Source organism: Cupriavidus phytohabitans, from assembly GCF_000426345.1.
GTDB lineage: Bacteria > Pseudomonadota > Gammaproteobacteria > Burkholderiales > Burkholderiaceae > Cupriavidus.
The window spans coordinates 1-10,546 of the sequence record NZ_AUFE01000114.1; the positions used below are offsets into that span (position 1 = coordinate 1).

The following is a 10,546-nucleotide window of genomic DNA, read 5'->3' on the forward strand; positions in this document are numbered from 1 at the left end:
GCCGAAAGATTGCCTTTCTCAGCCACCACAGTGTCATAGCTGCGGAAGTCCCGCATCTCTCCTTCGATTTCCCATAGCTCATCACCGCGCCGGTAGCACCGGTATTGCACTTGGCGCGTGTGCAGCAAAACTCTCTCGTTATTCATCGGGGCGCCCGCTCTGGTGTTAATGGTTGAGCCATTGTATAGTTGCATCGATGGTCGGTGCAATGGGCTTTGCTGGCTCAATCGCTTATGAGCTACTTGGCCGGGCGCGATGAGTCCGTCTTTTGACCCGCTAGCTAATGCGTGGATGAAGCGAGCGCAACTCGATCGTTTTGGATGCACCGGGCTCCCTAGCAACATTGAACTACTGGAGACTTCATGAATCGAGAGAGCACTTTTCCCACTTCGGGCCCCCTCGCTGGCTTGCGTGTGATTGAGATGGCTGGCATTGGCCCAGGGCCGTTCGCGTGCATGCTTCTATCGGACCTAGGCGCCGAGGTTGTCCGGATTGACCGGAACGATGCGAAGTTGGGTGATCAATTCGATATCGTCGGCCGAGGTCGCAAGACGGTACTCTTGGACCTCAAGAATCAAGCGGACGTTGAGAAAGTACTCGAGCTTGTTTCAGAGGCCGACATCTTGGTGGAAGGGTTTCGGCCGGGTGTAATGGAACGCTTGGGCCTTGGTCCTGCAGATGTTGAAAAGCGCAATCCAAAACTTGTGTACGGTCGAATGACAGGTTGGGGGCAGGACGGACCGTTAGCCCAAGCCGCTGGTCACGACATCAACTACATTGCGATTTCGGGTGCGCTCGCAAGTATTGGCGAAGCGGGCCGAGCGCCGGTTCCCCCTCTGAACCTTGTGGGTGACTATGGCGGCGGGAGCCTATATCTCGTCGTCGGAATTTTGGCCGCTGTATTTGAAGCGCAACGCTCGGGCAAAGGACAGGTTGTTGATGCAGCGATCTGCGATGGCGCGGTGTCGCTCACGAGTTTGTTTCACACTCAACTCTTGCGAGGCCACTACGTCGAGAAAAAGGCAAGCAACATGCTCGCTGGTGGGGCGCCTTACTATAAGTCTTACGAGACTTCCGACGGCGAGTACATCTCAGTTGGTCCCATTGAGCCGAAATTCTTTGCATTGCTCTGCGAAAAACTGGATGTCCCTGCTGAGCTACGCAAGTCGCAGAACGATCGCGCCAAGTGGTCGGCACTCGAAGCCCACTTTGCCGAGACATTTCGCACGAAGTCTCGCTCGCACTGGTGTGAACTTCTTGAGGGCACGGATGCCTGCTTTGCCCCTGTGCTGACGCTGAGCGAAGCTGGCAACCACCCGCATCTGCAATACAGAAAGTCCTTCGTCTCGGTTGGCGGCGTCCAGCAACCGGCACCCGCCCCACGCTTCTCTCGCACGCCTAGTGCCGTACAAGGACCTGCTCCCAAAGAATCTGTCAATCCAGCCGACTTGCTCGAGGCTTGGCGGGAGTTATCGCGCACCTAAGCGATGTGCGGCTTTGCACTGGGTACCGGCTCTCATAAGTGGGAAGGCCGCACGGGAAGCACATTCGGGTTATGACCGTCCGAAAGGTTCAACATGAAAACACGCATTACAGAATTACTGGGTACTGCCTATCCAATTATCCAAGGGGGCATGCAGTGGGTTGGGCGCGCCGAGCTAGCCTCCGCCGTCTCAAACGCGGGCGGCCTCGGGGTGCTGACAGGTCTAACCCAGCCAACTCCCGAAGCGTTACATCGCGAGATAGGTCGCTGTCGTGAAATGACTGACCGACCTTTCGGCGTCAACATGACGATCTTTCCGACCATCAAGCCACCGCCGTATGCAGAGTACATCGACGCTATTATCGAGAACGGCGTCGGTGTGGTGGAGACTGCAGGAAACAAAGCGCTCGAGTACCTTCCCCGGCTGAAGGCTGCTGGAGTGAAGGTCATCCATAAGTGCGTTGCAGTCCGCCATGCGCTCACGGCGGAACGTCTCGGCGTAGATGCAATCAGCATTGATGGTTTCGAGTGTGCTGGACATCCTGGCGAGGAAGACATTCCAGGGATGGTGCTGATCCCGATCGCTGCTCGACAACTTCGGGTTCCAATAATAGCATCGGGTGGCATTGCTGATGGGCGAGGCATGGCAGCAGCCCTGACCCTTGGCGCACATGGCGTGAATATGGGGACGCGTTTTTGCGCGACGCGGGAAGCCCCTATTCATGACAACATCAAGCAGCGCCTTCTGGCCGCCAGCGAACGCGATACCAATCTGATTTTCCGAACGCTGAAGAACACGGCAAGGGTGTTGAAGAACGCGGTCTCGGACCAGGTCGTGGCCACAGAACGTCGCCCAGGCGGCTGCGAGTTTGAAGATATACGCGAACTTGTCGCTGGCGCGCGCGGGAAAGCCGCTTTACAGAAGGGCGATCCGGATGGCGGTATTGTGACCGCCGGAATGGTGGTTGGCTTGATTCACGACATCCCAAGCTGCGCAGAATTGCTGGAACGGATGGTTGCTGAATGCCGCGAGAGCCTGACGAGCGCTGGCGCGCTGGCCGTCGCTTGATAGTCTGGGATGAATCGAGGCCGAGGGCCGTCAGTCCCGAGGCCATGTTTGGAGAGCTAAATTATGAGTAATCGTGAAGAGCAGGCAAGCATCGTTCTTGAGAATCTGCTGTCGTCGCGGCACAGCTGTCGCGCTTTTCTACCTGAGGAGGTCCCGCAGGACGTGGTCGAGCGCATTGTTTCGCTCGCACAGCGTACCGCGTCATGGTGTAACGCTCAGCCATGGCAGGTGGTCATTACGCGAGGTGCCGCTACCGAGCGCTTTCGGGAGGCAATGCTCGCCCCGTCGGAGCAAGACGACAAGCGCCCGGACTTCGAGTGGCCTCGAGAATATCAAGGTGTTTATCAGGAACGCCGCCGTGAATGCGGCTTGGCGCTCTACGATGCAGTAGGCGTTGTGCGTGGCGACCGAGCGGCGTCTGCTAAGCAGGCTCGCGAGAACCTGCGGTTGTTTGGTGCTCCGCACGTTGCAATTGTGACCAGCGACGAGGCCCTTTCTACTTACGGTGCGGTTGACTGCGGCGGCTACGTGGCCAATTTTATGTTGGCCGCGACCAGTCTAGGCGTGGCAACGATTGCGCAGGCGGCGCTGGCTTCTCGTCCGGAAAGGGTCCGCGACTGTCTCAATCTGCCGCAGGACAGGCGCATCGTGTGCGGCATTTCTTTCGGCTTCCCCGACACAGGACACCCGGCTAACAGCTTCCGGACTAGTCGCGCGGATCTCTCTTCGACGGTAAAGTGGCTTGACGCCTGATCAAGTATTTTTTCGCGCAGCGGGGCGCTGTTGTCGGGACTTCGGCGCCTCCTCCTTCTCCGTAACAAGCGAAAGATAAGCTTGCTGGAGTCGTTTGAGGCTAGCCTCCATCTCAGCGACGGCAGCATCGGCGTCCTTCGCGTGCATGTGTTTCATGAAGCGCTTTCGGGACGGCAGCACGAAGGTGTTCTCATACTCGCCAATGCTGTTGACGAACTTGGCTAGCACGGCCAGTAGGCCATCCATCATGATGACCATGATGGGGTTGCCCGACATCCTGGCAAGCATCCGATGAAAATCGAAATGAATCTCGGCACGGCGAGGGAAGTCGCCTTCTTCTGAAGCCCGAGTTGCCTCGTCGATATTCCCTTGTAGGGCAGCCAGGTCTTCGGCGGTAGCGCGGCCGCAAGCTTCGCGGACGATGACAGACTCAAGCCAGATGCGAGCTTGCGTGAGTTGATCCGGCGTGATGGACCCTACGTGGTACAAGTCCATGAGGCTATTCGTGATAGCCAGGCCGGACCCTTCGCTGATGAATGCGCCACCGCTGGCCCCCTTCTGAAGGCGGACCAATCCGGCATGCTCGAGGGAGCGAAGGGCCTCTCGCAGGGTGTTGCGAGACACGCCAAATTGAACAGCCAATGCTCGCTCAGCCGGCAATCTGCTGCCGACTTTTAGTCGGCCTTCTGCAAGCTCCGCGCGAATCTGGTCTGCAATCTCCTCGAAAGCTCTTGCCGAGCGCACGGCCTCAAAACGAGGACTTGTGGCGGCAGAGGGAGCATCAGCGGTTTTCAAGGTAGAAGTGGTCATGGGCTTACAAACTTGGTCGATTTACAGCGGCGGCTCGGATTTGATCAGGCGGCAATCTTCCGCTTCCGTGCAGGCTTCTTGCTCTCACTCTCAAGGTAGTCGCTAACGTGCCGCAGGTGCGTGGTCATGGCTTGGCAAGCTCCCTCGGCATCGCGTTGCCGCAAATTGGCCATGACCTTTCGCCGCACTTGCATGATGTCCCGCCGCGGTTCTGGGGCAATCTGGGCCAACAGCTTGCGAATGATCTCCGACAGGGCATCGACCATCAACACAATCACGGCGTTGTGCGTTGCCTGAGCAATAAGTCGGTAGAACTCAATTACTGACTTTGAGTTGCGTGACCCACCGCCGTGGCGGAACAACTCCGTGTGATAGTTAACATCTGCCTCAATCGCATCCAACTCCTCTTCGGTCGCGCGCTCGCAAGCCAAGCGAAGCGCCACAGCCATGAGTTCGACCCGCGCCTCCGTGACGTTCGCGATCGAAACCTGACCAAGGGACACCAGATCCTGAACCGTCTGCGTCAACCCGGTAGTGGTGCCGCCGCTTCGGATGAAGAAGCCTCCATTGATACCGGTCCGTGCTTCCACAACGCTGGCGGCTTCAAGACTTCGCAATGCTTCACGCACGGCGCTACGGCTCACGTTGAACTGCTCTGCCAACTGGAGTTCACCCGGGAGGCGGTCGCCCGGGCGCAGGTCTCCAGTCGCTAATTGTTGGCGGATTTGATCGCTGACAGCTTCAAATGCCCGCCTTGTGCGCACGCGCTTGAAGATGGGACCCGCTGGGCTCTCATCCGGTTGGCTGGGTACGGCAGGTTTCATTGTCGGTGCCATTTTTGTGTGCCTTGCATTGGATCAACCTCTATACGTATGGTATCAGAGAGTGAGTGCCTGGTAATCCACTTGAAGGGTTCCTCCACTTCTTCGCCGCTCACTCAAGCGGCCCTATCCGGGCACAATCTACTTGCCTTAAGTATAATGGTTGAACCAAAATAACACACGTGTTCGCATGGAGCGAATTTACGTTGGAGGAGCAAGAGAATGGATCTACGACTGTCGCCTGCAGAGGAAGCGTTTCGCGCAGAGGTGCGAGCCTTCATTGCGGAGAGACTGCCGGCGGATATGCGCGCTCGCTTGCGAGCAGGGCACCCGCCGCGGAAGGAAGATACCGTGAAGTGGCAGCGCATCCTCAATGAGCGGGGTTGGGCAGCACCGCACTGGCCGAAGAAGTATGGCGGCGCGGAGTTGGGGCAAATGGAACGCCTCATCTTGATGGACGAGTTGTACCGGGCGCCCGCTCCATTGCCGCAAGTTTTCAATGTGACGATGCTCGGACCGGTATTGATGCGGTATGGAACCCCAGAGCAATGCCAGCATTTCTTGCCGAAGCTCGCCAATCTTGACCTGTGGTTCTGCCAAGGCTTCTCCGAGCCGGGTTCAGGTTCGGATTTGGCGTCATTGCGCACTGCAGCGAAGCGCGACGGTGATCACTACGTGGTTAGCGGTCAGAAGATTTGGACTACGACCGCCCATTGGGCGGACTGGATCTTTGCTCTGGTTCGAACCAACCCAGAGGCTCGAAAGCAGGAGGGGATTTCCTTTCTTCTTATCGACTTGAAGTCGCCTGGCATCACGGTCCGTCCTATTCTCTCCATCGACGGTGACCACCACCTGAATGAAGTGTTCTTCGACGACGTGCGTGTCCCGGTCACAAACCTTGTCGGCGAGGAAAACAAAGGGTGGGACTGCGCCAAGTTCCTTCTGGGCAACGAGCGGACGGGCATCGCAAATGTAGGTCTGTGCCGAGAACGCCTCGACTATGCACGTGAGGTCGCCAGTCGGACTGTTCAGGGCTCAGGCAAGCTCATTGATGATGTCAAGTTGCGGACGGAGTTTGCTTCGCTCGATGCGGAGATCCGAGCACTGGAAGTGACGAACTGGCGCTTTTTGCTGACGCCGAGCGCGCAAGCCGAACTGCCGGCGTTTGCATCGATTCTTAAGCTGAAGGGTGTTGAACTACAGCAGGAAATCAATGCTCTCCTCGCTCGCATTGCCGGCCCGAACGGCCTGGAGAAGCGAGGCAAGGACGATACGGTGCACGGGCCGCTTACACCGCGCTACTTCTACTCGCGCGCTGCGAGTATCTATGGCGGGACCAGCGAAGTACAGAAGGACATTCTCGCGAAGACCATCGTGGGATAAGGAAAAGGCAATGGACTTTGAACTGAACGACGATCAGCGCGCAATGCAGGACAGCCTGGGACGGCTGCTGGCGGACCGTTACAACTTCGAAAAGCGACGAGCCTATGTAGCTACTGACGCAGGCCACGACGACGAGACATGGCGAAAGCTGGCCGAGTTGGGATTGACTGCACTGCTTGTGCCGGAAGCCTTTGACGGCTTCGGCGGTGGCGCCCGTGATCTGCTGCCGGTGATGCAAGACCTCGGTGCAACATTGTCACTAGAGCCGTTCCTCGGCTCGAGTGTGTTGGCCACGACGGCAGTCCAGTTCGCCGCAGATGAAGAGGCTCGCCGAGAGCTTCTTCCGTCCGTTGCCAGCGGCGAAACTTGCATGGCTTGGGCGCACGACGAGTTGCACGGTCGCCATGCCGCCTTGTGGATTGAAACTACAGCAACAAGTACAGGTCGCCAATGGCTGCTGAACGGCCACAAGGTGAATGTCCTCGGTGCGGTCTTTGCAGACAAGTTCGTCGTGAGCGCTCGAATTGGTGGCGTCGCCAACGACGCCGGCGGGTGTGCGCTCTTTCTGGTAGACGCGCGAGCGCAAGGTCTTGATTGTCGCAATTACCGGCTTGTTGACGACACCTCTGCAAGTGAAATTTCTCTTCAGGACGTCCCGGCTACGCCGCTCGGCGATCCGATGAATAGCAAGGTCGGCCGGGCAGCCATCGAACGAACTGTAGGGATGGGCATCGCAGCAGTTTGCGCGGACATGGTGGGTGCAGCGGCTGCGGCGTATCGGCTTGCAGTGGACTACCTAAACACACGTAAGCAGTTCGGACGGGTTATCGGCGAGAACCAGTCCCTGCGTCACCGTGCCGCAGAAATGCTTGTGAGCTTGGAGTTGGCAAAGAGCATGGCAATTGCAGCAGCTGTCGCGGTCGATGATCCCGCCTCCGAAGACGCGGGCCTTGATTTGCATCGAGCAAAGCTCTCCGTTGCGAGGCACGCGCGTGCGGTGGCGCATGGGGCAATCCAGATGCATGGTGGCATTGGAATGACCGAGGAATACGCGGTTGGACACTTCCTGCGCCGAATCCACGTGATGGATCAACTCTTTGGAGACGGCGACGCACATGCATCGAAGTTGGCGTCGTTGATCTACGCATAGCAAAAGACACGAACGGAGTGAGACAGAAATGAGCGAAGCTACCATCTACCTGGATGGTCGTCCCAAGGCCCGCGAAGACGTATTGCAGCAGGCGCTGCGAGCCGCTACGGGGTTCGAAAAGATGGGTATCAGGGAGGGAGACACCGTTGCGTTGCTCCTACGCAATGACTTTTCATTCTTCGAGGTGCAGCAGGCAGCAGCTGCCATTGGCGCGTATTCGGTTCCGTTGAACTGGCACGGTAAAGCCGAAGAGCTCCTTTACGTTCTCAACGATTCGAAGCCGAAGACTTTGGTTGCGCATGCTGACCTGCTTGAGCCCATGCGCGAGCAAATTCCAGCAGGCATCAAGGTGTTTGTGGTCCCAACACCGCCGGAAGTACAAGCTCGCTACAGTATCAAAGATGAACTGACTCAGCTGAGAGAGGGCGACGCGTCTTGGGAGGAGTGGTGCACCTAGTTTCAGCCGTGGGAGCAGCCGGCCAAACGTGGGCGCGCTACGATGATCTATACCTCGGGCACGACAGGCCATCCCAAAGGGGTCAAGCGCGACCCAGCGACCCCTGAGCAAGCCAAGGCATATGTTGAACTGATTGAACGTGTTTACGGGCTGACGCTCGGAGTGCGCTCACTCGTCACCGGTCCGCTGTATCACGCATCGCCAAATGCCTATGGACGACAAGCCCTTATGGCCTCGGAAGTGCTGGTTCTCCAATCGAAGTTCGATCCTGAGGAGACGCTTGCAGCCATTGAGAAGTACCGCATTACCAATGCGGTCATGGTTCCAACGATGTTCATTCGGATCCTGAAGCTGCCTAAGGAGGTGCGCGAACGCTACGACGTTAGCTCGCTGAAATGGGTGACTCACACCGGAGCGCCTTGTCCGAGAGAGGTTAAGCAGGAGCTGATGGAGTGGTGGGGACCGATCATTTACGAAACATACGGTGGAACGGAGGTCGGTACCGCAACACTGGCAACGCCGGAGGATTGGCTGAACCATCCTGGCACTGTTGGCGTGCCGACGCCGGGTACGCTGATTGCGTTCTACGGAGAAGATGGAAAGTCGGTAGAGGACGGATCCCCAGGTGAGATCTACATGCGTGTGCCGGCATATGCAGACTTCACGTACCTGAATCACGAAGAGAAGCGCAAGAGCGTCGAGCGAAACGGTCTGATTAGTGTCGGCGACGTCGGGTACTTGAAGGACGGGCGGCTCTACCTGTGTGACCGACGATCGGATATGGTCATCTCGGGAGGTACGAATATCTATCCCGCAGAAATTGAGATGGTTCTCACACAATGTCCCGGTGTGCACGATTGTGCTGTTTTTGGTATCCCTGACGAAGATTTTGGAGAGTCGCTGGCTGCTGCGGTGGAGCTCATGCCAGGCGCTGAACTAAGTGCAGCGGATATTAAAAAGTATCTCGAGTTGCACCTCGCCAAATACAAGGTCCCCAAGCGTATTGATTTCCATACGTCGCTGCCACGCGAAGACAGTGGAAAAATCTTTAAACGGCGACTGCGGGATCCCTTCTGGCAAGCAGTGGGGAGGAGGATTTGATGGATAGCATGGCGGACCATCGAACCCTTACTGAGAAGTTGCAGTGTGCGCTTCGGAGGAGCGTAGGTGAGAACGGCGATGTTGCACAACTGCGCCGGCTCACCGGAGGCGCGACCAAGCAAACCTGGGCATTTGAATGGCATTCCCAGGACGCTGCCCAGGAGATGATCTTGCAACTCACCGGAGCCTTTACTGGAGCATCCGGTCGCGCGCCGAAGCTTACGGCCCGTGAGGATGCGACCGTGATGAAGGCGGCGCGCAGCACGGGCGCCCCGGCGCCGATAGTGCGAGCTATTCTTGAGGACGCTGACGAGATGGGTCCCGGTTACATCACGGAATTCATCCATGGTGAAACGCTCGGACGAAAAGTCGTAAGGGACGAAGCGTTCGCGGGCGCGCGCCGGGTATTGGCGAAACAGTGTGGCGAGGTGCTTGCCACTATTCACCAAGTAGCGACCGAACCGCTTTCATTCCTCAAGGTCATGTCGCCTGCAGAGGAACTCTCTGTTTATCGGGAGTCACTCGATGAGTGCGGAGTACAGAATCCGGCGCTGGCTTATGCCTTACGCTGGGTTGAAGAACATCTTCCCGAGTCCTATTCGAGTGCGTTGGTCCACGCGGACTTCCGTACGGGCAACTTAATAGTAGGTTCCGAAGGATTGCGATGCGTCTTGGACTGGGAGATCGCTAGGGTAGGGGATCCCATGCAAGACTTGGGCGTGCTCTGTATGCGGAGTTGGCGGTTTGGCGGCGCGTTGGATGTCGGCGGCTTCGGTCAACGTGAAGACCTTTACGCTGGTTATGAAGCGGTTTCCGGTGTGGCCGTTGACCATGATAGGGTGAGATTCTGGGAGGCATTCGCAAACCTCAAATGGGCCATCGCGTGTGCTAGACGTGGCTCCGCTCAAATTCGAGGTGGGGGACAGGCGAGCTTAGAGCTCAGTGCTGTTGGCCGGCGGCTGGAAGAGCCTCTGTGGGACTTTATGACCCTGGCTGCCTCGGGCGCAAAGGGGAGACACTAATGCCAGAATTTGTTCCAGAAGCTGACCGCTTGCTGCTCGCAGCCTCGGACTACCTCGAGAAGTCTCTGCTCCCTACGCTCGAGGGCTTCCATCGATTCCAGACGCGAGTCTGCATTAACGTATTGCGAATTGTCATACGTGAATTGCAGTTGAATGAATCGCCCCGGGTATCGAGGAGGCTGTTTGGTTTAAGTTGATGCCGGCGCGGCAGCGGTGTAGCTGAGTTGCCGGTAGTAGTTTGCCTCAGCTTCAGCCGGCGGGATATAGCCGAGGTGTTCCATCAGGCGGTCGTTGTTGAACCAGGCCACCCATTCCAGGGTTGCAAGCTCTACGGCCTCACGGGATTTCCAGGGGCCGCGCTTGTGGATCAGTTCGGCCTTGTACAGGCCATTGATGGTCTCAGCCAGTGCGTTGTCGTAGGAGTCACCGCGGCTGCCGACCGACGGTTCAATGCCGGCTTCAGAAAGCCTCTCGGTATAGCGAATGCTGACGTATTG

The 10,546-nt window shown here is 57.6% G+C and carries 12 protein-coding genes and 1 pseudogene; 9 read left to right on the plus strand and 4 right to left on the minus strand.

All coding sequences use genetic code 11. The features are described 5' to 3' along the window. Positions 1–344: DUF2889 domain-containing protein (locus tag K309_RS44185; RefSeq protein ID WP_369796562.1), on the minus strand; the 344-nt coding region annotated here is incomplete at its 3' end. A gap of 18 nt (positions 345–362) precedes the next feature. On the opposite strand from K309_RS44185, the gene K309_RS38285 reads away from it, so the two are divergent. The 3 genes from K309_RS38285 to K309_RS0132270 all read left to right on the plus strand — a co-directional run bounded on the left by K309_RS38285 (position 363) and on the right by K309_RS0132270 (position 3,305). After that, positions 363–1,484, plus strand: a complete 1,122-nt coding sequence (locus K309_RS38285) for a CaiB/BaiF CoA transferase family protein (protein WP_035878729.1) — start codon at positions 363–365, stop codon at positions 1,482–1,484. 93 nt (positions 1,485–1,577) lie between these two features. Next, on the plus strand, positions 1,578–2,552 hold the full coding sequence (locus K309_RS0132265; protein WP_029050134.1) for an NAD(P)H-dependent flavin oxidoreductase: 975 nt from the start codon (positions 1,578–1,580) through the stop codon (positions 2,550–2,552). Positions 2,553–2,615: 63 nt separating this feature from the next. Then, entirely contained in the window at positions 2,616–3,305 is a 690-nt protein-coding gene (locus K309_RS0132270; RefSeq protein ID WP_029050135.1) for a nitroreductase, read from the plus strand. Here K309_RS0132270 and K309_RS0132275 read toward each other — a convergent pair whose 3' ends face one another. Both K309_RS0132275 and K309_RS0132280 read right to left on the minus strand, forming a co-directional pair. Then, positions 3,306–4,115 (minus strand): FadR/GntR family transcriptional regulator, encoded by an 810-nt coding sequence (locus K309_RS0132275; RefSeq protein WP_029050136.1) that lies wholly within the window; start codon positions 4,113–4,115, stop codon positions 3,306–3,308. 44 nt (positions 4,116–4,159) lie between these two features. Then, complete coding sequence (locus K309_RS0132280; protein WP_029050137.1) at positions 4,160–4,939, minus strand: FadR/GntR family transcriptional regulator; 780 nt, start codon at positions 4,937–4,939, stop codon at positions 4,160–4,162. Between the two features lie 219 nt (positions 4,940–5,158). Between K309_RS0132280 and K309_RS0132285 the strand changes: the two genes are divergently transcribed. The 6 genes and pseudogenes from K309_RS0132285 (at position 5,159) to K309_RS43455 (ending at position 10,246) form a co-directional block, all read left to right on the plus strand. After that, a complete protein-coding gene (locus K309_RS0132285; RefSeq protein WP_029050138.1) occupies positions 5,159–6,319 on the plus strand; it encodes an acyl-CoA dehydrogenase family protein in 1,161 nt (386 codons plus the stop codon). 10 nt (positions 6,320–6,329) lie between these two features. Continuing rightward, positions 6,330–7,469, plus strand: coding sequence for an acyl-CoA dehydrogenase family protein (locus K309_RS0132290; protein ID WP_029050139.1), 1,140 nt, complete (start codon positions 6,330–6,332; stop codon positions 7,467–7,469). Positions 7,470–7,497: 28 nt separating this feature from the next. Continuing rightward, a pseudogene (locus K309_RS43445) lies at positions 7,498–8,565 on the plus strand (AMP-binding protein); the annotation flags it as partial. A gap of 186 nt (positions 8,566–8,751) precedes the next feature. Beyond that, positions 8,752–9,027, plus strand: coding sequence for an AMP-binding enzyme (locus tag K309_RS43450; RefSeq protein ID WP_232232592.1), 276 nt, complete (start codon positions 8,752–8,754; stop codon positions 9,025–9,027). Continuing rightward, positions 9,027–10,049: a phosphotransferase family protein gene (locus K309_RS38295; RefSeq protein ID WP_051320739.1), complete on the plus strand. Its 1,023-nt coding sequence runs from the start codon at positions 9,027–9,029 to the stop codon at positions 10,047–10,049. Before K309_RS43450 ends, K309_RS38295 begins: the two co-directional genes overlap by 1 nt. After that, positions 10,049–10,246, plus strand: coding sequence for a DUF6285 domain-containing protein (locus K309_RS43455; RefSeq protein WP_232232590.1), 198 nt, complete (start codon positions 10,049–10,051; stop codon positions 10,244–10,246). Before K309_RS38295 ends, K309_RS43455 begins: the two co-directional genes overlap by 1 nt. Here the strand turns inward: K309_RS43455 and K309_RS0132305 are convergent. Beyond that, a partial coding sequence (locus tag K309_RS0132305; RefSeq protein ID WP_029050140.1) for an integrase core domain-containing protein occupies positions 10,238–10,546 on the minus strand: 309 nt, incomplete at its 5' end. The genes K309_RS43455 and K309_RS0132305 overlap by 9 nt on opposite strands.